The organism is Thioclava nitratireducens (assembly GCF_001940525.2).
GTDB classification, from domain to species: domain Bacteria; phylum Pseudomonadota; class Alphaproteobacteria; order Rhodobacterales; family Rhodobacteraceae; genus Thioclava; species Thioclava nitratireducens.
Genome location: NZ_CP019437.1, coordinates 3,604,631 through 3,626,037 on the forward strand (window position 1 = coordinate 3,604,631; position 21,407 = coordinate 3,626,037).

Here is a 21,407-nt window from a genome sequence, read left to right on the forward strand (position 1 = left end):
TTGTCCAGCCGGTTGAGTTCTCCCGATCCTGCGCCGCACCTGCTCCGGATGCAAGCGCTCACCTCGCGCCACCCGTCCGCCTCGCGCGGAGTTCATGCCGCAACGTAATTCGCAGGGGTTGCAATCACTCCCTTCGTGCTATCTAGAACGACGGGAGAGTCGCGCGCGAAAAATTAGTTTAGCGCTAAACCAGTTCGGGGAGGATCTCATGGAAGAGGCGCGTCAGGACACCCTGCGTCAGTCGGCACTGGAATATCACGCCAAGCCGAAACCCGGAAAACTGGAAATTCGTGCGACGAAGCCGCTCGCGAACGGCCGCGATCTGGCCCGCGCCTATTCGCCCGGCGTGGCCGAGGCGAGCCTCGCCATCAAGGAAGATCCCGACACCGCGCATGACTACACCGCGCGGGGCAACCTGGTGGCTGTCGTCACCAACGGCTCGGCGGTGCTGGGCCTGGGCAACATCGGACCGCTCGCCGCGAAACCGGTGATGGAAGGCAAAGCGGTTCTGTTCAAGAAATTCGCCAATATCGACGCGTTCGACATCGAGGTGAACCAGAACGACCCCGAGAAGCTGGCCGAGATCGTCTGCGCGCTCGAGCCCTCTTTCGGCGCGATCAACCTTGAAGACATCAAGGCGCCCGACTGCTTCATCGTGGAGAAAATCTGCCGCGAGAAGATGAACATCCCGGTCTTCCACGACGACCAGCATGGCACCGCGATCGTTGTGGGGGCAGCCGCGACCAACGCGCTGCGCATCGCGAAGAAGAACTTCGAGGACATCAAGATCGTCTCGACCGGCGGCGGGGCGGCGGGCATCGCCTGTCTCAACATGCTGCTGAAGCTGGGCGTGAAGCGCGAGAACGTCTGGCTCTGCGATATCGAAGGGCTGGTCTACAAGGGCCGCGAAGCCGACATGACGCCGCAGAAGGCCGAATTCGCACAGGACAGCGATCTGCGCACGCTCGACGAGGTGATCGAAGGCGCGGACATGTTCCTCGGCCTTTCCGGTCCCGGCGTGCTGAAGCCCGAAATGGTGCAGAAGATGGCAAAGCAGCCGATCATCTTCGCGCTGGCGAACCCGAACCCGGAAATCCTGCCCGATCTCGCCCGCGAGGTCGCCCCCGACGCGCTCATCGCGACTGGGCGCAGCGATTTCCCGAACCAGGTCAACAACGTGCTGTGCTTCCCGTTCATCTTCCGGGGCGCGCTGGATGTGGGCGCGACGACGATCAACGACGAGATGCAGATCGCCTGCGTCGAAGGGATTGCCAAACTCGCGCGGCAGACCACCTCCGCCGAAGCCGCCGCCGCTTATCGCGGAGAGAAACTCACCTTCGGCGTGGACTACCTGATCCCCAAGCCGTTCGACCCCCGGCTGATCGGCATCGTCGCCTCCGCTGTGGCGAGAGCCGCGATGGAGACCGGCGTGGCGACCCGCCCGCTGGAAGATCTCGATGCCTACAAGGTCCAGCTCGACAGTTCGGTGTTCAAATCGGCCCTGCTGATGCGGCCTGTCTTCGACGCCGCTGCGACCGTGAGCCGCCGTATCGTTTTCGCCGAGGGCGAGGACGAGCGGGTGCTGCGCGCCGCCAACGCGATGATCGAGGAGACCACCGACACGCCGATCCTGATCGGTCGTCCCGACGTGATCGAGATGCGCTGCGAACGGGCCGGCCTGCCGCTCGATCTCGGCGCGGTCGAGATCGTGAACCCGGAGAACGACCCGCGTTACCGCGACTATTGGGGCACCTATCACGAGCTGATGGCCCGCCGCGGTGTCACGCCCGACCTCGCGCGTGCGATCATGCGCACCAACTCCACCGCGATTGCCGGCGTTATGGTCCATCGCGAGGAAGCGGATTCGCTGATCTGCGGCACATTCGGGCAGTATCTGTGGCACCTGAAATATGTGCGCGAAATCCTTGCCCGCGACGGGCTCCATCCCCAGGGCGCGCTGAGCCTGATGATCCTGGAGGACGGCCCGCTTTTCGTGGCCGACACCCACGTCCATCACGCGCCGACGCCGGAGCAGATCATGGAAACGGTCTGCGGCGCGGCGCGGCACGTCTCGCGCTTCGGGCTGAAGCCGAAGATCGCGCTGTGTTCGCATAGCCAGTTCGGCAATCTCGACAGCGACTCGGGCGAGCGGATGCGCGCCGCGATGAATCTGCTGATCCAGCGCGAGGTGAATTTCGACTTCGAAGGCGAAATGCATGTCGACGCGGCGCTCGACCCCGACACCCGCGCCCGCCTGATGCCGAATTCGCGCTTCGAGGGGGCGGCCAACGTGCTGGTCTTCGCCAATACCGATGCGGCGTCGGGCGTGCGCAACATCCTCAAGATGAAAGCGGGCGGTCTGGAAGTCGGGCCGATCCTGATGGGGATGGGCAACAAGGCGCATATCGTCACGCCCTCGATCACCTCGCGCGGCCTGCTGAACATGTCCGCCATCGCAGGCACGCCGGTGGCGCATTACAGCTGAGTCGCACTCGCCAGCGAAATTTGCAAACCCCCACGAGGGTGCAAATAACCTGAAAACTCGCCCGCAGTTTGCAAAAGTTTGCGGGCGATTTGTCGCGGTTTCTGCAAATTTTTTGGCAGGGCAACGGATTGTGCGCGGTAACATTCTTGCGTCAGCCGTTTCCGCTCCGTAACACATCTCCAAATTCCTGAGGAGGAGATGTTCGCATGGGCTACAAAGAGGTCTATTCCGCCTGGCAGGCCGATCCCGAGAAATTCTGGATGGACGCCGCCGAGAAGATCGACTGGGACGAGAAGCCCTCGAAGGCCCTGTTTGACGGGAACGCGCCGCTCTACGAATGGTTCTCGGACGGGATGGTCAATACCTGCTGGAACGCGGTCGACCGCCATGTCGAGGAAGGACGTGGCGATCAGATCGCGATCATGCATGAAAGCCCGATCACCCACTCGACCAAGGGCATCACCTACAAGGAATTGCAGACGCGCGTTGCCTCGCTGGCGGGCGCGCTGAAGATGCGCGGCGTCGAGAAGGGCGATCGCGTCATCATCTACATGCCGATGATCCCCGAGGCGCTGGAGGCGATGCTCGCCTGCGCCCGGATCGGCGCGGTCCATTCGGTCGTGTTCGGCGGCTTCGCAGCGCATGAACTCGCGGTGCGGATCGACGACTGCACCCCCAAGGCGATCATCGCGGCCAGCTGTGGTCTCGAGCCGGGCCGCACAGTGCATTACAAGCCGCTTCTCGACGAGGCGATCGAGCAGGCCGAGCACAAGCCGGAATTCTGCGTCATCTTCCAGCGCGAACAGGAAGTGGCGAAGCTGATCGAGGGGCGCGACTTCTCGTGGCACGGTTTCCAATATGGCGTGAAGCCCGCAGACTGCGTGCCGGTCGAAGGCAACCACCCGGCCTATATCCTCTACACCTCGGGCACGACCGGACAGCCGAAGGGCGTCGTGCGCCATACCGGCGGCCATCTCGTCGCGCTGCAATGGTCGATGAAGAACATCTACAATATCGAGGCGGGCGACCGTTTCTGGGCGGCGTCCGATGTCGGCTGGGTCGTGGGTCACTCCTACATCTGCTACGGCCCGCTGATCGCAGGCGCCACCACGGTGGTGTTCGAAGGCAAGCCGATCGGCACGCCGCATCCGGGCGTATTCTGGCGGATTATTCAGAACAACCGCATCAAGAGCTTCTTCACCGCCCCCACGGCGCTGCGTGCGATCAAGCGCGAAGACCCGAATGGCGAATGGATCAAGCGCTATGCGCTGCACGACCTGCAGGCACTCTACCTCGCAGGCGAGCGGGCCGATCCCGCGACCGTCGAATGGGCGCAGAAACATCTTGGCGTGCCGGTGGTCGATCACTGGTGGCAGACCGAGACCGGCTGGGCCATCGCCGCAAACCCGATCGGGATCGAGGAACTGCCGACCAAGGTGGGCAGCCCCTCGGTGCCGATGCCGGGCTATGACATTCAGGTGCTCGACGAGGGCGGCCATCCGGTCGGGGCGGGCCAGCTCGGCGCCATCGCGATCAAGCTGCCGCTGCCTCCGGGCACGCTGCCGACGCTGTGGAATGCCGAGGCACGCTTCAAGAAGGCGTATCTCGAACAGTTCCCCGGCTATTACGAGACGGGCGACGCGGGCTATGTCGACGAAGATGGCTATCTCTACATCATGGCGCGCACCGATGACGTGATCAACGTCGCCGGTCACCGCCTCTCGACCGGCGCGATGGAGGAGGTTCTCGCAGGGCATCCCGACGTCGCCGAATGCGCCGTGATCGGCGTGGCGGACGAGCTTAAGGGGCAGACGCCGCTGGGCTTCCTGTGCCTCAGTTCTGGCTGCAACCGCCCGCATGAAGAGATCGTCAAGGAATGCGTGAGCCGCGTGCGCGAACAGATAGGTCCGGTCGCGGCCTTCAAGCTCGCCACTGTGGTGGATCGGCTGCCAAAGACCCGCTCTGGCAAGATCCTTCGCGCGACGATGGTGAAGATCGCGGACGGGCAGGAGTGGAAAATGCCTGCCACCATCGACGATCCGGCGATCCTCGACGAGATAACCGAGGCGCTCAAGGGGCTCGGTTATCCCCGAAAGTAAGGCAAGCTTATAATAAGCGTCGCTGATTGTGAGAGACGCGAATAGGCACCACTTTAGAAGTTTACGCGAAAGTTAAGAAGCCGCATCCACAATGGGTGCGGCTTTACGTTATTGTTTATGCTATCAAAGATTGATTTGAGAACCGCACCCCGGAATCATCCATCGAGGGGTTATTTTGATGAACCGAGAGCTACCAGACCCCGCTGACCAAGCCCCTCTCGCGACATCGCGATGCGATCGGGGGCCTCTATGGCAGCACGATCTGCGCGCCGCGCTTGCCGATGTGATGTGCGGATTGGACGCGGCGCTCGCCGATCCCGGCGGGCGAGGCATGCATGGGCAACTCCAACGCGCACGCGAAGCGGCGAACGATCTCGCTCAGCTGATCGATCTGGACGACGCGGTGACGGGTGCGCCCGTGGTCCAGAGCGATGACGCAGCCGATCGGGGCACCCCCTCCGAGACACCGCCCTTGGTCATCGCCGATGCGCTTGAACGTGTGCGCCGTCGCTGGACCAGCGCGGCCTCCGGTCGCGGCATGGCGCTCGCAGTTCATATGTCCCCCGATATTCCGCCGGTGCTGGCGATCGACCGCGTGCCGCTCACCCGCATCTTCGCCAACCTGATGCGCAACGCACTGTGCTATGCGCAGCGTGGCACGATCCATCTGTCGCTTGACTTCGACCAAGCCGAGGGGCTTTTGCTGACCGTGCGGGACGAGGGGGATGGCTTTCCCGCCGAACGCCTCAGCGATCCGGCATGCGCGGGGCAACGCAGCGAGACCGCGACGTTCCGCAATCCAGAAGGGCAAGGGCTGGGGCTCGCGATCTGCCACGCGCTGGTGGCGGAGGCCGGCGGCCGGATCGAACTCGCCAACGCACCGGAAGGCGGCGCCGAAATTCGCGTGTCGCTTCCCGCCCGTCCCGTCGATATCGGCTCCACGATGCCAGACGCTCCGCTGCCCGATCTCAGCGGATGGAACGTGCTCGTCGCGGACGACAGCGAGACGAGCCGCGCCTTGCTCGAACAGTTCCTGAGCGCGTTGGGCGCGCAAGTGACAGGGTTGAGCAACGGCGGCACCGCCGCTGCCCAGTTATTGACCGAACGGTTCGATCTCGCGGTGCTGGACATCGAGATGCCGGGTCTCCGCGGCACCGAGGTGATTGCGGCTATTCGCCGCTCCGGGCTGCCTTGGGCGGACCTTCCGATCATTCAGTGTAGCGGCCATAGCGGAGCTCAGATGGGTGGGGCCGATGCCTGCCTCCTCAAGCCGATGCTGGGTCTGCGGCCGATCCTGCGCGCTCTGGAAGACGCCGGCTGCACGACGACGGTGCCGCGGGTGACCACACCGCCGCGCGGTCTGCTCGCGCACCTGCGCCTGACCGAGAAGGCGCTGCCGGAAGGGCTCGGGCGCGAGTTGATCGCCGATCTCGAGACGGTACGTCACGGACTCTCGCTCGCGTTGCCCCCTTTCGACCTCTGCGCCCTGCAATTACTTAGTCATAAGCTCAGTGCCGTGGCTGGAGCCGCCGGTGACACACCCCTGTCGCGGCAAGCACGGGCGCTTGACAGCGCTACCCGTCATGGGACTTATGAAGATATTCAAACCCTTGGCCGTGTCGCCCTCATTTTCATCGACCGGCTGATCGCCACCACTCGAAATAATTTGAACACGAAGACTGATTTACAGCATGAGACCCAGTGACTCCGATACGAAGACCCCGGACAGCGAGACGCACGGAGGGACGGACGACCAGCCTTACGCGTCAAGCCAACGCGCGCGGGACGGCGAAGACGCAGAAGCCGATCATTTCCTTCTGATCGAAGATGTCGGATCGCTGCGCGCGATCTACGACGCTTATCTGCGCAATGCCGGCTTCGTCACCCATCTCGCGGCAAGCGCCGAGGAAGGGATGCGCATCTTCCGCGAGAACCCGATCCGCATGGTTCTGCTCGATCTGATGCTGCCCGACCGTGATGGCGATGAGTTGATCGCGGAGATGCTGGCCCTGCGCCCCTACACGGCGATTATCGCGGTCACCGCCGACCGGTCGATCGATCGCGCGGTGCGAGCGATGCAGGAGGGCGCGATCGACTTTCTCGTCAAACCGATCGACGAACCGCGCTTCCGAAGCGCCATCGAGAGCGCGCGCAGCCTGTCGCTGCGAGCGGATGCCAACGATGCGAACGCGGTCGAAGGGACGGTCGGGGAGTTCATCGGCAGCGCGCCGAAGATGCGCGCGCTCTATGCCCGGACGCGCGCCGCCGCCCGCTCGACGGCGCCGGTCTATATCTGGGGCGAGAGCGGCACCGGCAAGGAACTCTGCGCCCATGCGGTTCACAGCACGAGCCCCCGCGCCGACGGCCCCTTCGTCGCGCTTGATTGCGGCGCCCTGCCCGCGGAACGGATCGACAGCGAGCTGTTCGGTCACAGCCGCGGCGCCTTCCCCGGCGCCTTGGAAGACAAACCCGGTGCGCTCCATGACGCAGATGGAGGCACTCTGTTGCTCGACAATATCGGCGAGCTCGCCCCCACCGCGCAGATCAAGCTGCTGCGGTTTTTGCAAAGCGGCCAGATCAAACCGCTCGGTGCCAGCCAGGCGATTGACGTCAACGTGCGTATCGTCTGCGCCGCCACCAGTTCGCCGACGGCACTGCTGCAAAGCGGCGCGATCCGCGAAGACCTCTATTACCGGCTGGTGGTGCTCGCGATTGAGATGCCGCCGCTGAGGATGCACCGGCAGGATATCGGCCCTCTGGCGCGGATGGCGCTGGAGCGGTTCGCCTCCGAGGAAGATCGCTGCTTCAGCGAGATCGAGCCCGAAGCGATCGCCCGTCTTGAAGACCGCCCCTGGCCCGGCAACGTGCGCGAACTCATGAACGTGATCCGCGCGACGATCGTCATGCATGAGGGGCCGGTGCTGCGCGCCCATATGCTTCCGGAGTTCGACCCGACGATGGGCGCCGCCGCCGCGCCTGCCGCGCAAGCCGCCGATCCCTTCGCGAACCGAACCCTGGCAGAGATCGAGCGCGCCGCGATCGAAGCCGCGATAGACCGCCATGACGGATCTATCCCGCGGGCGGCGCTGGAACTGGGGGTCGCGCCCTCTACGATCTATCGAAAGCGCGATGCGTGGCTGTCGAAGGACTGAGCGTCAGGCGAATTGCTCGCGCATCAATCGCTCTTCGAGACCGTGGCCGGGATCGAAGAGGATGCAGTGCTCGATCTCCGGCTCGGAGCGCACCTCGACCCATTTGACCGGCTTGACCGATCGGCTGTCCGCATCGGCCATGACCGGTCGCTTGTCGGATTCCAGAATGTCGAAGCGCACGAGCGCGGAGGATGGCAGGATCGCGCCCTGCCAGCGACGTGGCCGGAAGCTCGCGATGCCGGTCAGCGCCAGCACGTCGGAGCCGATCGGCAGGATCGGCCCGTGGGCGGAGAAGTTGTAGGCGGTCGATCCGGCCGGGGTGGAGACGATCGCGCCGTCGCAGACCAGTTCTTCCATCCGCACCTTGCCGTTGATCGAGATCTTCAGCTTCGCGGCCTGCGGACCCGCGCGCAGCAGCGAGACCTCGTTGATGGCGAGCGCCTCATGCAGCATCCCGTCTTCGGTCTCGGCTTTCATCGACAGCGGATTGATCACCGCCTGCTCCGCCGCCTCCAGCCGCTCTGGCAGATCGTCGGCGACATAGTCGTTCATCAGGAAGCCGACCGAGCCGCGGTTCATCCCGTAGACCGGCAACCCCGTGCCCTCGTGGAGGCATTGCAGCATGAACCCGTCACCGCCAAGCGCCACGATCACATCGGCCGCATAGCGCGGCACCTGCCCGTAACGCGCCACCAGATCCTCGAGCGCCTTCTGCGCCGTCTCGGCATGGGAGGCTGCGAAATGGATATGGGTAAATTGCTTCGCCACCGCGCCGTCCTCCTGCTTGTCCAAGGTGTTGCAAGGGCTTGGACGAAAGACAAGCGTCAATCCGGCGCGGAAATGACCGATTTGGTCGTTTGTCTGCTTTCAGCCCTGCGAAATCTGCGCTAAACGGTCGGCGACCGGATCTTTGCGAGGAATGGCCATGAAAGACCAACGCGATGCGGGCTTCTTCACCGAAAGCCTCTCCAGCCGTGACCCCGAACTGTTCAAGTCGATCACCGATGAACTCGGTCGCCAGCGCGACGAGATCGAACTGATCGCCTCGGAAAACATCGTCTCGAAGGCGGTGATGGAGGCGCAGGGTTCGGTGATGACGAACAAATACGCCGAAGGGTACCCGGGCAAGCGCTACTACGGCGGTTGCCAATATGTCGACGTCGCGGAGAACCTCGCGATCGACCGCGCCAAGCAGCTCTTCGGCTGCGAATTCGCGAACGTCCAGCCGAACTCGGGCAGCCAGGCGAACCAGGGCGTGTTCACCGCGCTTCTGAAACCCGGCGACACCATCCTCGGCATGAGCCTCGATGCGGGCGGCCACCTGACCCACGGCGCCAAGCCGAACCAGTCGGGCAAGTGGTTCAACGCGATCCAGTACGGCGTGCGCAAGCAAGACAGCCTGCTGGACTACGAGCAGGTCCGTGAACTCGCGCTGGAGCACAAGCCGAAGCTTATCATCGCCGGTGGCTCGGCTATCCCGCGCCAGATCGACTTCGCCAAGTTCCGCGAAATCGCGGACGAGGTCGGCGCCTACCTGATGGTCGACATGGCCCACTTCGCGGGCCTCGTGGCGGGCGGTCAGCACCCCTCGCCCTTCCCCTATGCCGATGTCGCGACCACCACGACGCACAAGACGTTGCGCGGTCCGCGTGGCGGCATGATCCTCACCAACAACGAGGAGATTGCGAAGAAGGTGAACTCTGCGATCTTCCCGGGCATTCAGGGCGGTCCGCTGATGCATGTCATCGCCGGCAAGGCCGTGGCCTTCGGCGAAGCGCTGCGCCCCGAGTTCAAGAACTACGCAGCCCAGGTCGTGAAGAACGCTCAGGCGCTGGCCGACGAGCTGATGAAGGGTGGCCTCGACATCGTCACCGGCGGCACCGACACCCACGTGATGCTGGTCGACCTGCGCCCGAAAGGCGTGAAGGGCAACGCGACCGAGAAGGCTCTGGGCCGCGCGCACATCACCTGCAACAAGAACGGCATCCCGTTCGACCCGGAAAAGCCGATGGTCACCTCGGGCATCCGTCTGGGCACCCCGGCGGGCACGACCCGTGGCTTCGGCGAAGAAGAGTTCCGCGAGATCGCACGCCTGATCGTCGAAGTGGTCGACGGGCTCGCAGCGAATGGCGAAGAGGGCAATGGCGAGGTCGAAACGGCCGTGAAGGCCAAGGTCGCGACCCTGCTCAGCGGCTTCCCGATCTACCCCGAACTCTGATCCGGATCCGAGATCACGACGAAGGCCCCCGCGTTCCGGGGGCCTTTTTTCATGTGGGAGATTGCGGGCGGATCAGATCGCCCCGGTCCAGACCATCGCCGCCAGCAAGGTGCCGCCCACGATCACCACGATCACCGCGATCGACGTGGCGAGGCCAAGCGCCGCTGAGCGCAACCGCTCTGCCGCGCCCAGCGGTTCGAGATAATCGCGGCAGGTCGCGAAGGCCGCCTCCACCCGGCGGGCATCCAGTTGTCGGGCGATCTTGGGGGCCTGCATCTTGCGCTCGGCATCGATCAGCACCAGCGCCGCCTTGCGCACCTTGCGCGGCAGCGCCCGGGCCCGCGAGGCGACCCGCGCCTCGAGCGTCGGCCCCTTAGCGCCCAGCCGCTGCGCCAGAAGCCGCGAGACCTGCCGCACCATCTCGTTTATCTTCTCCGGTCCCATGCGACCCTCTCCCCTACGCGGCGTTCGGCACGACCGCACCGGACGCTAGCCGCCGCGCGAGATCAGCGCAACAGCGCGCATGGCCGCAGTTTTTTTCGCATCCGCTCTGGAAGCGCCTGAAAGAGCGATCTAGCTTAGGCCCCATGTTGAACACGACCCTCTACTCCTCCGACAGCAATCCCGGCGCGCGGCCCCTGATCATCGCGCCCGGCCTTTTCGGATCGGCCCGGAACTGGACCGCGATCGCCAAACGGCTGAGCGCGGACCGGCCCGTGATCGCGCTCGACATGCGCAATCACGGCGACAGCTTCTGGGACGACGATCACAGCTATGAGGCGATGGCGGGGGATATCGCCGAGGTGATCGAGGCGAATGGTGGGGTCGCGGACGTTCTGGGCCATTCGATGGGCGGCAAGGCGGCGATGACGCTCGCCCTGACGCGGCCGGAACGTGTCGAGCATCTCATTGTCGCGGATATCGCGCCCGAGAACTACGACCACGGCGACAACCACACTGCGCTGATCGAAGCGATGCAGGAGATGGATATCAGCGATCTGACCTCGCGTTCCACCGCGGACGAGCGGCTGGGCGAGCAGGTCTTCGATCCGGGCACCCGCGCCTTCCTGCTACAATCGCTGGTGCTGCGCGACGGCCCGCCGCGCTGGAAGTTCAACCTTGCGGCGCTGAAAGCGAATATGGACGGCATTCTCGGCTGGCCCGAGACACTCGAGGGCAAACAGTTCGACGGACCGACGCTGTTCCTGTCCGGCGCGGACTCGCATTATGTCCAGCCGGAGATGCATGAGCGTATCCGCGGCTTCTTCCCGCAGGCTCGCTTCGAGGAAGTCGACAACGCGGGGCACTGGCTGCACGCCGAGAAACCCCGCGAATTCGAAGCCGACGTGGCGCGTTTCCTCAACTCCGCGAGCTGACGAAACCGCGCCCCCTCGCTCAGGCGCCCGGCCTCATCATCCGGCGGAGCAGATGATCGCGCTTGACGTATTGGTGGTAGAGCGCGGCCGCCACATGCAGACCGGCGAGCCACAGGAGAGCCGTCGTCAGGATCGAGTGCGTCTCGGCCGCCCATCCCAGCTGCCCGTAATAGGCCACGAGCCCCGCAATCGGGATCAGGAAGAGCAGCACGTAAAGGAGCCAGTGGATTGCCGCTGCGCCGAACCGCAGAATGGCAGGATCGTTCTCCGGCGGCTCGGGCGTTCCATGGCCTGCGCGCAGCGCCAAGCGCCAGATCGCAAGTACGAGCACCGTGATGCCGATGACGATGTGACCATAAGTCAGAAACCCGGCATCGGCCGATCCGTTCTTCATCAGGTCATGGAAAGTGTGGCCCATCTCGTCATTGAACAGGTACTGGACGATGAGCAGCAGGACGACGGCCCAGTGAAGCCATATCTGCGTTTTCGAATAACCGGGGGCGTAGGACATGTTACCTCTTCAAAATTGGCGAAACGGCTCTGCGCTTCGCCAGACTAGCGCGAGGAAGGCGCAGAGGTTCCGCCCCGTCACGAAGTTGGGATTCCCCCGCGACGACGGCTCGCGCGAATGCGATCAGGCGTTTTCGCGGATCGCCTTGGCGACGAACCACGCGATCGGAAGGGCCACGAGGAAGCCGATTACTGCCGAAACGATGATCGCGTTGGTCGTGACCATATTCATCGTCAATACGGCGATAATGAGGATGCCCGCAAGGGTCGGTCCGGCGAGGGCGTAGATGATACCGAAGAGGCGCATATCTGATCTCCAGTGAGAACACATTTCGGACGTCAGATTGGCCACGATCACGGCGATGTTACCTTGATCCGCATCAAATCCGCCCTCTCGCCGCTGCGGCAGGGCGTCGCATCAGCAATCGAGCTGGAAGCGCGCTTCGCCCGTATCGCCGGGCAGCGAGGGCGACCGATAGAGCCCGCCCGCCGAACCCGTGACCTTGCAGCCAGATACCTGTTCCGCCGCGCGGATCAACAGGGGCGGCACGCGGCCCCTCTCTGCCCTGCGCAGATAGCCCATTCGCACGACCTCCGCCCGGTCCCCCTTGAGGAAGACGACGAAATCGATGCCGTCGAGCCTCACCTTGTGCCGCGACGCACCGAGGAACTGCGGCGCCGGGGAAGCGCAGCCCGCGAGGAGGCAAAGAGCGAGGAAAAACGAGGCTCTAGACATGGAAAGGCTCCGGGGAGGGACAACCCGGAGCCTTTCAGAGCTTGATTAACAATGAGTTAACCAGCTCGGGCGGAGTGTGCGGCCCCCGCGAGGGACATAGCAGGGGCCGCAAGACCGTTCTGACAGGGATCATGCCTGGCGGGGCGGCCAGAACGGGTCATTCCTTTTGTTGCGCCGCTCGGACCGGAGTCCGGCGAGAATTCGGTCCGGGAGGGCGACGACGAATAGGCGCAGAGGCGTCTTTCTTCGGGCTCTCCCTTATGTGTTCGAGGGCAAAACGCCGCTTCTTGCCTACAGTTCCACGGAACCGTAAATTTTTTCGTACGTTGGCCGACAATGGCTTAATAGGAGAGCGTAAGAGATGACGAAATCGGTTCAAATGGCAGCAATGACCGTGATTCTTCTGGGCCTCGCGGCCTGCAACACGGTGCAAGGCGCGGGTCAGGATCTGTCCGTCGCGGGCAGCACGATTGCGGGTGAAGCCCGTCAGGCGCGCTAAGCACGACCGAAGCTTGCCGGAAACATCAAAGGCCCCGGAAATTTCCGGGGCCTTTGCATTTCGAACTTCGGACCGATGCCGTCAGAGATGCGTCCGGCTCAGTATTTCACATGGGCGACGCGATCTTTCATCGACTCGCCCGGGTCCGACGACAGAAGGATTTTCGCGCCCGCCACCAAGGCATTGCCGCTGTCCCAGATCTCGGCCGCATCCGCATCGAAGCGCAACAGCACCAGCTTCGGGTCGTCCTTGCCGTCATACCAGGCGCTGACAAAGGGGTTCCACAGACGCTCGACGATCTCCGGGTCGGTGTTCTCCGTCAGACTGCCGGTGACGGTCGCGAAGACATCATGCCCCTTGTCGACGAAGGTGAACATCGCACCGGCGCCGGGGGCCAGCCCGTCCATCAATTCCGTGTCGCGCGCGGTGAAGAACCAGACGGGGCCGGGTTTTTCCTCGACGATCGCCGTCATCGGACGCGGCGCCGCCGTATCGACGCCGGCCCGCGCCAACATCACTGTGCGATCCGAGTCGAGGGCGTCCCAGAAATCTTTCTCGATCTTGGCTTGGTCGGTCATGTCGTTTCCTCCTGAAATAGGTCTGGGAGGAGAACGTGAGCCCGCCTTCCCATGTTCCTCAGAAAGGCCGCCGCCCTGCGCCGCCAGAAACGAAAAGGCCCGGCGCAATCGCCGGGCCTTCAATCAAGAAATTTCGAAGAGGATCACTCGTCCATCTTCAGCGCAGCGATGAACGCGCTCTGCGGGATTTCGACCTTCCCGAACTGGCGCATCTTCTTCTTACCGGCTTTCTGCTTTTCCAGCAGCTTCTTCTTCCGGCTCGCGTCGCCGCCATAGCATTTCGCGGTCACGTCCTTGCGCATCGCCGACAGCGTTTCGCGCGCGATCACGCGGCCACCGATGGCGGCCTGGATCGGAATCTTGAACATGTGGCGCGGGATCAGGTCCTTGAGTTTCTCGCACATCGCGCGGCCCCGGGCCTCGGCCCGGTCGCGGTGAACCATGATCGAGAGCGCGTCGACCGGCTCGTCATTCACCAGGATCGACATCTTCACGAGGTAGTCCTCGCGATATTCGGTGATCTGGTAATCGAAGCTGGCATAGCCCTTCGTGACCGATTTCAGGCGGTCGTAGAAGTCGAACACGACCTCGGCGAGCGGCAGGTCATAGACCACCATCGCGCGGCCACCGACATAGGTCAGGTCCTGCTGGATGCCGCGGCGGTCCTGACAGAGCTTGAGCACATCGCCCAGATATTCGTCCGGCACGAGGATCGTCGCCTTGATGCGCGGCTCCTCGATATGGTCGACATAGGTCAGGTCGGGCATGTCGGCGGGGTTGTGAAGCTCGATCACCTCCCCGTCCTTCATGTGAACCTTGAACACCACCGAGGGCGCGGTGGTGATCAGGTCGAGATCGTATTCCCGCTCCAGACGGTCGCGCACCACTTCGAGGTGCAACAGCCCGAGGAAGCCGCAGCGGAATCCGAAGCCGAGCGCTGCCGAGGTTTCCATCTCCGCCGAGAAGCTCGCATCGTTCAGCTGCAGTTTCTCGATCGCGTCGCGCAGCGCCTCGAAATCGTTCGCATCGACCGGGAAGAGGCCGCAGAACACGACTGGGATCGAGGGTTTGAAGCCCGGCAGCGCGTTGGCGCAGGGCTTCTTTTCATGGGTGATCGTGTCGCCGACCTTGGTGTCGCGCACCTGCTTGATCGAGGCGGTGAAGACACCGATTTCGCCGGGGCCCAGCTCGTCGATATTGACCATCGCGGGTTTCAGAACGGCGAGACGGTCGAGCTTGTAGGTCGCCCCCGTCTTCATCATCTTGATCTGGTCGCCCTTCTTGATCACGCCATCCATGACGCGGATCAGAACCACGACGCCCAGATAGGGGTCGTACCACGAATCCACCAGCATCGCTTTCAGCGGCGCGTCACGGTCGCCCTGCGGGGCGGGCAGACGATGGACGATAGCTTCCAGAACATCCGGGATGCCCAGGCCGGTCTTCGCGGAAATCTCGACCGCCTCGGAGGCGTCGATCCCGATCACATCCTCGATCTGCTCCTTCACGCGCTCGGGCTCTGCGGCCGGAAGGTCGATCTTGTTGAGGACCGGGACGATCTCGTGATCCGCGTCGATCGCCTGATAGACGTTGGCCAGCGTCTGCGCCTCGACGCCCTGCGAGGCGTCGACAACCAGCAGCGATCCCTCGACCGCCTGCATCGAGCGCGACACCTCATAGGCGAAGTCGACGTGGCCGGGGGTGTCGATCAGGTTCAGCACATAGGTTTTGCCGTCCTTGGCGGGATAGTCGATCCGCACCGAGTTGGCCTTGATCGTGATGCCGCGCTCACGCTCGATATCCATCGCGTCGAGGAGCTGGTCCTTCATATCGCGTTCGGCCACGGTACCGGTCAGCTGGATCAGCCGGTCGGCAAGCGTGGATTTACCGTGGTCGATATGCGCCACGATGGAGAAATTGCGGATGCGATCAAGATCAGTCATGGGCGCGCGTATACAGGGGAAAAAGCGGGCCGGGAAGAGGGATTGAACGCCATCTGCCATTGACCTCGGCCCGGTCGCGTCCGACATATCCCTGAGACACGAAACACGGGAGACGCAAGATGATCTATTCCGTTCCGAACATGACCTGCGGGCATTGCAAAGCCTCGGTCGAAGCCGCGATCGAAGAGGTGGGCGGCAAGGCCGATGTCTATCTGGAAGATCGCGAGGTCGAGGTGGAAGGGCTGCCCGAATCCACCGTGATCAGCGCGTTGAAAGGTGCGGGCTACGAGGCCACCCCGGTCGAAGAGTGATCCGGCGGGGCGTCGCGGTCCAGATGTAGTAGGCCCAGCGCCGCGCAACGCGACGGTTAGAAATCGGGTTCCCTCCCCTGTCCCGAACCGGCGGAATTCTGCCTGTTTTATTGCCCGCTTTTTGAATTTGAGTTAGAATCGCGGACAAATGAGCAGGCAGGATCGGCAAATACATGCCGGCCGCAACGACAAAAGGGGCAGTAGATGACTTTCAAGACGACACTCGGACTCTGCGCATTCTCGGGCGCCGTGGCGCTCGCTTCGATGGCCTCGGCCGGGCCCATCGACAACGCCTGCCTGAAGGCGGGGCGCGCCAGCAATCCCGGCACCTGTGGGTGCATCCAGCAAGTCGCCGACATGACGCTGAGCCACCGCGACCAGCGCCGCGCCGCCAGCTTCTTCCACGATCCCGACCGCGCGCAGGAAGTGCGGATGTCGGATCGCAAGTCGGATTCGGACTTCTGGGACCGCTACAAGAACTTCGCCTCCACCGCGGAAGGCTTCTGCAAGTAAGCGGTCAGTCTGCGGCGCGCGGTCTACTGCCCGCGCCGCTTTTCTTCCTCATCGGCCAGCAAATCGGCGATCAGCTGATCCGCGCCCGCCTCGATCATGTCGAGGGCTCCCTCGAAATTGCGGGTAAAATAAGGATCGGGCACATCGCGCGGCCCTTCCGGCCCGTCGATGAACATCTGCACCTGCGCGCGCATCTCGCGCGGCGCCCCGTCCAGCGCATCGCGCAGGTTATTTTCATCCATTGCCAGGATCACATCGAACGCGTCGTAATCGGCGGGCTCGATTTTCCGTGCACGCAGAGCGCGCATGTCATAGCCGCGCGCCTCCGCCGCCGCGATCATCGGTTCGTAGGGCGGCTCTCCCAGATGCCAGCTACCGGTGCCGGCGCTGTCGAACTCGATATCGAGGCCGGCCGCGGCGGCCTTGTGACGGGTCACCGCTTCGGCGGCGGGCGAGCGGCAGATATTGCCAAGGCAGAGAAAGAGGATACGCATAGGAGGAGTGATAACGGAGGGCAGCGCGATGGCCAAGGTCGTGATTCTGACTGGCGCCGGTATTTCCGCCGAAAGTGGTCTCAAGACGTTTCGGGCGAGTGACGGCCTTTGGGAAGAGCATCGCATCATGGACGTGGCGACGCCTGAGGGTTTTGCGCGCGACCCCGAATTGGTGCATCGCTTCTACAATGCGCGCCGGGCGGCGGCGCGCGCGGCACAGCCAAATCCTGCCCATGTCGCGTTGGCGGAACTCGAGGCCGATCCGGGCCACGAGGTTCTGGTGGTGACGCAGAATGTCGATGACCTGCACGAGCGCGCTGGCTCTCGGAACGTGATCCACATGCACGGCACGCTGTTTGGAGCCTTGTGCCACGCATGCGGCCATCGCTGGCCCGCGCCGGAAGCGATGAAGCCGCGTGACACCTGCCCCGAGTGCGGGCGAAAAGCCACGCGGCCCGACATCGTCTGGTTCAACGAGATGCCCTACCAGATGGACCGGATAATCCGCGAGCTGGAAGCCGCGGACCTCTTCGTCTCGATCGGCACCAGCGGCAACGTCTATCCGGCGGCAGGCTTCGTACAGGATGCCGCGATGGCCGGTGTCGAGACGCTGGAGCTGAACCTCGACCGCTCGGCGGGCAGCGAGATGTTCGACATCTCGCGCCAGGGACCGGCGAGCGTGCTCGTCCCGCAATGGGTGCGCGAGCGGCTGGGATAGAGCGGCGGGGCGGCTAACCGCCCTGCCCTGTCCGTTAGTAGCTGTATTCGGCGTAGATCTTGCTCAGATCGCCATTCCACTCGCCGTGATATTTCTCGAGGAGTTCGTCGGCAGGCACGCGGCCGGTCTCGACGCTCTCTTCCAGCGCGTTGAGGAAATGGGTCTCGTCGGGGATCATTCCGCCTGCGCCGGGCTTCGCCCGTGCCGCCAGACCGGATTTCGCGATCGCCACCGTTTCGCGTGCGAGGTCATGCAGCTTCACGCCGTTAAACTCGCCCTGCAGCGCATCGACCGCCGCCGCACGGCGCAGACCTTCGCGGGTCTCGTGATCGAAGCCCTTCACCAGATCCCAAGCCGCATCGAGCGCGGTCTGGTCATAGCACAGGCCGACCCACAGCGCGGGCAGCGCACACAAACGCCGCCAGGGCCCGCCATCGGCACCGCGCATCTCGATGAATTTTTTCGCCCGCGCCTCAGGGAAGACGGTGGTCAGGTGATCGGCCCAGTCACTCAGCGTCGGCTTCTCGCCGGGCAGCGCGGGCAGTTCGCCCTTGAGGAAGTCGCGGAAGGACTGGCCCAAAGCATTGATATATTTGCCGTCGCGATAGACGAAATACATCGGCACATCTAGAACGTAGTTCGCGTAGGCCTCGTAGCCCGCGCCCTCTTCGAACATGAAGGGGAGCATGCCCGTGCGCGCATCGTCGAGGTTCTGCCAGATATGGCTGCGCCACGATTTCATGCCGTTGGGCTTGCCATCGAGGAAGGGCGAGTTCGCGAAGAGCGCCGTCGCGACCGGCTGCAGCGCCAGCGCCACGCGCATCTTCTGCACCATGTCGGCCTCGGACGCGAAGTCGAGATTCACCTGCACGGTGCAGGTGCGATACATCATCTGCGTTCCGAGTTCGCCGACGCGGCCCATGTAATCGGTCATCAGCCGGTAGCGCCCCTTGGGCATCATCGGCATCTGCTCCTGCGACCAGATCGGAGCCGCGCCAAGGCCGATGAACCTTACGCCGAGATCGTCGGCGACCGACTGCACTTCGCGCAGGTGGAGGTTCACCTCGTCGCAGGTCTGGTGGATCGTCTCGAGCGGCGCGCCCGACAGTTCCAGCTGCCCACCGGGCTCGAGGCTCACATTCGCGCCGTTCAGCTCCAGCCCGATGATGTTGCCCTGCTCTTCCACCGGCTGCCAGCCAAAGCGGTCGCGCAGACCTTCCAGCATCGCCTTGATCGACCGCGGGCCGTCATAGGGCAGCGGCAATTGCTTGTCCGCGCAATAGCCGAATTTCTCGTGTTCGGTGCCGATGCGCCAATCGTCGCGCGGCTTCTCGCCCGCGGCCAGATATTCGGCCAGTTGCTCGAAGCGCTCGATCGGGCCACCGCCCTGCTGCGGAATGGACATGTCTTTTCTCGCGTCGCTTTATGGGGCGCCACAGGTGGCGCGGGGGCTAGCTCAAGTCAAGCGTGAAACCTGTTTACGGATCCAGAGGCTCTGTGCGGTAGTCTGCTGGTCGAGCGCGGCGGAGATTTTCCCCATATCGATCCCCGGCAAGCTCGCGAAGGCATCGTAGAGCGCATCCGCCCCCGCCGCGTCGAGCGGGATCAGGAGCGCCTCCCCCGACAGGCTGCGAAGCCGCCAATATTGCTTGCCCTGCAGTGTCAGCAGACGGATTTCGGCCAGTTCGCGCAGCGGCAATTCGCCGCCCATCCCGAGCGCCGAGACATTGCTGCCCGGCCCCGCAATGGCGCGCGCCCGGCTGGCTGCGAAATAGGAGATACGACCCTCGTCGATCTCGACCAGACCCGGCGCGCTGGTTTCACGCGCAAAGCGCAGCCGACGCCAGCCGATCAGCGCCCATCCAAGGCCGAGCGCGACCGTAATCACCCCCAGCGGCATCAGGACATACCCACCGAGCCAGATCAGCCACGCGCCGAATGCCACCACGACGCCCGCCGCGATCACCTCGCCCCAGCGCTTGAAGCCTTCTGCGACCTCGGGACGGATCACCGCCAGTCTCCCAGCGCCGATTGCCACAATGTGATCGCCGCGCAGACCGCCGTATCGGCGCGCAGGATGCGCGGGCCGAGGCTGACGGGGGTCACGAAATCGCGACTGCGAAGCATCTCGCGCTCGGCCTCCGAGAACCCGCCTTCTGGCCCGATCAGGATCGCCCAAGGTCCCGGCTCCAACCCCGCGAGCGTCTCTGCGGGGCCAACCAGAGCCTCGTCGGCCCAGAGGATACGTCGGCTCGGATCCCAGCCATCCAGCAGCTTCTTGAGCCCCTGCAAATCCTCGACCGGGGGCACATAGGTGCCCAGACATTGCTCCGCCGCCTCCTTCGCATGGGCCTGCAGACGGTCCTGCCGGATGCGCGCGGAATTGGTGAATTCGGTCTGTACCGGCAGCACCTTGGCGCAGCCCAGCTCGGTCGCCTTCTCGACGATGAAATCGGTGCGCTCTTTCTTGATCGGCGCGAAGATCAGCCAGAGATCGGGCGGCGCGAGCTGCGGTGCGGCCTGCTCGACGCAGGCCAGAATACCGCGCTTCTTGTGAGCCTCGACGACCTCCGCCGTCCACTCGCCATCCCGCCCGTTGAACAGCGCAACACGGGCGCCCACGGCCAGCCGCATCACCGCGAAGAGGTAATGCGCTTCGTCCTGAGTCAGAGGCACGGCTTGCCCCGCGCCCAGCGGGTGCTCTACACAGAGCCTGATCTTGGCACGTTCCATGAGGCGGACTTTATGAGCGGAAAACCCGAAACGCCAGAGGCGGCGGAAGACGCAAACGGTACGGTCGCGGATGCCTATCGCGGCAACTGGGTCGACCGGCTGGCCCCGGCATGGACGCGGCCCTATCTGCGCCTGAGCCGCGCCGACCGGCCTATCGGGACGTGGCTGCTGCTGCTGCCCTGCTACTGGTCGATCGCGCTGGCCGCGTCCTCGACGGGCGGCTTCATCTGGTGGGATCTGTGGCTGGCCATCGGCGCCTCCGTCGGAGCCTTCCTGATGCGCGGCGCGGGCTGCACCTGGAACGACATCACCGACCGCGACATCGACGCCGGCGTGGCCCGCACCCGCTCGCGCCCGATCCCCTCGGGGCAGGTCTCGACGAAACAGGCGCTGGCTTGGGCTGTGATCCAGTCGCTGATCTCCTTCGCGATCCTGCTGACCTTCAACACCCCCGCGATCATTCTCGGGATCGTCTCGCTCGGTCCGGTCGCGATCTACCCCTTCGCCAAGCGCTTCACCTGGTGGCCGCAGATCTTCCTCGGGATCGCGTTCAACTGGGGCGCGCTGCTGCTGTGGGTCGCGCATACCGGAAGCCTCAGCTGGCCGCCCGTCGTGCTTTATTTCGCGGGCATGGCCTGGACGTTGTTCTACGACACGATCTACGCGCATCAGGACAAGGAAGACGACGCGCTGATCGGCGTGAAATCCACCGCGCGGCTCTTCGGGGACGACAGCGCGAAATGGCTGGGCGGCTTCCTGATGACCTCCGTCGCGCTGATGACCATCGCCGTGATGGGCGCACTGTTGCCCGGCGCGCCGCCGCTGCGCCTCGCGCTCTCGCTGCTCGCGCCCTGGGCGATGGGGTGGCACATGCTCTGGCAGATGCGTCAGCTCGATATCGACGACCCGGACACCTGTCTGAAACTGTTCCGCGCGAACCGCGATACGGGCCTGATCGCTGCGCTGTTTCTCGCCGTTGGCGCAATCGTGTAACGGCGTATCGATTGATCCCCGCGCCCCTGCACCTTAAGGAAACGGGATA

The 21,407-nt window shown here is 64.0% G+C and carries 22 protein-coding genes; 11 read left to right on the forward strand and 11 right to left on the reverse strand.

Annotation, left to right across the window (positions count from 1 at the left end; translation table 11 throughout):
• Positions 1-208 precede the first annotated feature (208 nt).
• From BMG03_RS17240 to BMG03_RS17255, 4 genes are all read left to right on the forward strand, one after another.
• The gene (locus tag BMG03_RS17240) at positions 209-2,485 is read left to right on the forward strand and encodes an NADP-dependent malic enzyme (RefSeq protein ID WP_075773943.1); all 2,277 of its coding nucleotides are present in this window, start codon (positions 209-211) and stop codon (positions 2,483-2,485) included.
• A gap of 206 nt (positions 2,486-2,691) precedes the next feature.
• Positions 2,692-4,584 (forward strand): propionyl-CoA synthetase, encoded by a 1,893-nt coding sequence (locus tag BMG03_RS17245; protein ID WP_075773942.1) that lies wholly within the window; start codon positions 2,692-2,694, stop codon positions 4,582-4,584.
• A 331-nt stretch (positions 4,585-4,915) separates the two neighbouring features.
• Entirely contained in the window at positions 4,916-6,289 is a 1,374-nt protein-coding gene (locus BMG03_RS17250; protein WP_075773941.1) for an ATP-binding response regulator, read from the forward strand.
• Positions 6,276-7,736 (forward strand): sigma-54-dependent transcriptional regulator, encoded by a 1,461-nt coding sequence (locus BMG03_RS17255; protein WP_077701318.1) that lies wholly within the window; start codon positions 6,276-6,278, stop codon positions 7,734-7,736. Before BMG03_RS17250 ends, BMG03_RS17255 begins: the two co-directional genes overlap by 14 nt.
• A gap of 3 nt (positions 7,737-7,739) precedes the next feature.
• Here the strand turns inward: BMG03_RS17255 and BMG03_RS17260 are convergent, their stop codons facing one another.
• Entirely contained in the window at positions 7,740-8,504 is a 765-nt protein-coding gene (locus BMG03_RS17260; RefSeq protein WP_199224616.1) for an NAD kinase, read from the reverse strand.
• 157 nt (positions 8,505-8,661) lie between these two features.
• Between BMG03_RS17260 and glyA the strand changes: the two genes are divergently transcribed.
• A complete protein-coding gene (gene glyA, locus BMG03_RS17265) occupies positions 8,662-9,954 on the forward strand; it encodes a serine hydroxymethyltransferase (protein ID WP_075773940.1) in 1,293 nt (430 codons plus the stop codon).
• Positions 9,955-10,026: 72 nt separating this feature from the next.
• On the opposite strand, the gene BMG03_RS17270 is transcribed toward glyA, so the two are convergent.
• Positions 10,027-10,398 (reverse strand): hypothetical protein, encoded by a 372-nt coding sequence (locus BMG03_RS17270; RefSeq protein WP_075773939.1) that lies wholly within the window; start codon positions 10,396-10,398, stop codon positions 10,027-10,029.
• A 143-nt stretch (positions 10,399-10,541) separates the two neighbouring features.
• Here BMG03_RS17270 and BMG03_RS17275 point away from each other — a divergent pair, with 143 nt between their 5' ends.
• Positions 10,542-11,330 carry an alpha/beta fold hydrolase gene (locus tag BMG03_RS17275; protein WP_075773938.1) on the forward strand — a complete coding sequence of 263 codons (789 nt, stop codon included), beginning with the start codon at positions 10,542-10,544 and terminating at the stop codon, positions 11,328-11,330.
• Between the two features lie 19 nt (positions 11,331-11,349).
• Here the strand turns inward: BMG03_RS17275 and BMG03_RS17280 are convergent, their stop codons facing one another.
• The 3 genes from BMG03_RS17280 to BMG03_RS17290 form a co-directional block, all read right to left on the reverse strand.
• Positions 11,350-11,841 carry a cytochrome b gene (locus tag BMG03_RS17280; RefSeq protein ID WP_075773937.1) on the reverse strand — a complete coding sequence of 164 codons (492 nt, stop codon included), beginning with the start codon at positions 11,839-11,841 and terminating at the stop codon, positions 11,350-11,352.
• 123 nt (positions 11,842-11,964) lie between these two features.
• Entirely contained in the window at positions 11,965-12,147 is a 183-nt protein-coding gene (locus BMG03_RS17285; protein ID WP_075773936.1) for a hypothetical protein, read from the reverse strand.
• 111 nt (positions 12,148-12,258) lie between these two features.
• Positions 12,259-12,576 (reverse strand): hypothetical protein, encoded by a 318-nt coding sequence (locus tag BMG03_RS17290; RefSeq protein WP_075773935.1) that lies wholly within the window; start codon positions 12,574-12,576, stop codon positions 12,259-12,261.
• A gap of 361 nt (positions 12,577-12,937) precedes the next feature.
• Between BMG03_RS17290 and BMG03_RS20820 the strand changes: the two genes are divergently transcribed.
• A complete protein-coding gene (locus BMG03_RS20820) occupies positions 12,938-13,075 on the forward strand; it encodes an entericidin A/B family lipoprotein (protein WP_109171601.1) in 138 nt (45 codons plus the stop codon).
• A 98-nt stretch (positions 13,076-13,173) separates the two neighbouring features.
• Here BMG03_RS20820 and BMG03_RS17295 read toward each other — a convergent pair whose 3' ends face one another.
• On the reverse strand, positions 13,174-13,653 hold the full coding sequence (locus tag BMG03_RS17295) for a pyridoxamine 5'-phosphate oxidase family protein (protein WP_075773934.1): 480 nt from the start codon (positions 13,651-13,653) through the stop codon (positions 13,174-13,176).
• A gap of 143 nt (positions 13,654-13,796) precedes the next feature.
• Complete coding sequence (lepA, locus tag BMG03_RS17300) at positions 13,797-15,596, reverse strand: translation elongation factor 4 (RefSeq protein ID WP_075773933.1); 1,800 nt, start codon at positions 15,594-15,596, stop codon at positions 13,797-13,799.
• A 119-nt stretch (positions 15,597-15,715) separates the two neighbouring features.
• Between lepA and BMG03_RS17305 the strand changes: the two genes are divergently transcribed.
• Positions 15,716-15,907: a heavy-metal-associated domain-containing protein gene (locus tag BMG03_RS17305; protein WP_075773932.1), complete on the forward strand. Its 192-nt coding sequence runs from the start codon at positions 15,716-15,718 to the stop codon at positions 15,905-15,907.
• Between the two features lie 204 nt (positions 15,908-16,111).
• Complete coding sequence (locus BMG03_RS17310; protein WP_075773931.1) at positions 16,112-16,420, forward strand: hypothetical protein; 309 nt, start codon at positions 16,112-16,114, stop codon at positions 16,418-16,420.
• 23 nt (positions 16,421-16,443) lie between these two features.
• On the opposite strand, the gene BMG03_RS17315 is transcribed toward BMG03_RS17310, so the two are convergent.
• A complete protein-coding gene (locus BMG03_RS17315; RefSeq protein ID WP_075773930.1) occupies positions 16,444-16,914 on the reverse strand; it encodes a low molecular weight protein-tyrosine-phosphatase in 471 nt (156 codons plus the stop codon).
• A gap of 28 nt (positions 16,915-16,942) precedes the next feature.
• Between BMG03_RS17315 and BMG03_RS17320 the strand changes: the two genes are divergently transcribed.
• Positions 16,943-17,632, forward strand: coding sequence for an NAD-dependent deacylase (locus BMG03_RS17320; RefSeq protein ID WP_075773929.1), 690 nt, complete (start codon positions 16,943-16,945; stop codon positions 17,630-17,632).
• Between the two features lie 34 nt (positions 17,633-17,666).
• On the opposite strand, the gene BMG03_RS17325 is transcribed toward BMG03_RS17320, so the two are convergent.
• Genes BMG03_RS17325 through BMG03_RS17335 form a run of 3 tightly spaced genes read right to left on the reverse strand, consistent with a single transcriptional unit; the run spans position 17,667 to position 20,365 of the window.
• Positions 17,667-19,037, reverse strand: coding sequence for a glutamate--cysteine ligase (locus BMG03_RS17325; protein ID WP_075773928.1), 1,371 nt, complete (start codon positions 19,035-19,037; stop codon positions 17,667-17,669).
• Between the two features lie 51 nt (positions 19,038-19,088).
• Positions 19,089-19,643: a hypothetical protein gene (locus tag BMG03_RS17330; RefSeq protein ID WP_075773927.1), complete on the reverse strand. Its 555-nt coding sequence runs from the start codon at positions 19,641-19,643 to the stop codon at positions 19,089-19,091.
• On the reverse strand, positions 19,640-20,365 hold the full coding sequence (locus BMG03_RS17335; protein WP_075773926.1) for a 16S rRNA (uracil(1498)-N(3))-methyltransferase: 726 nt from the start codon (positions 20,363-20,365) through the stop codon (positions 19,640-19,642). Before BMG03_RS17335 ends, BMG03_RS17330 begins: the two co-directional genes overlap by 4 nt.
• Positions 20,366-20,377: 12 nt before the next feature.
• Here BMG03_RS17335 and ubiA point away from each other — a divergent pair, with 12 nt between their 5' ends.
• Positions 20,378-21,358 (forward strand): 4-hydroxybenzoate octaprenyltransferase, encoded by a 981-nt coding sequence (gene ubiA / locus BMG03_RS17340; RefSeq protein WP_075773925.1) that lies wholly within the window; start codon positions 20,378-20,380, stop codon positions 21,356-21,358.
• The last annotated feature ends 49 nt before the right edge of the window (positions 21,359-21,407 follow it).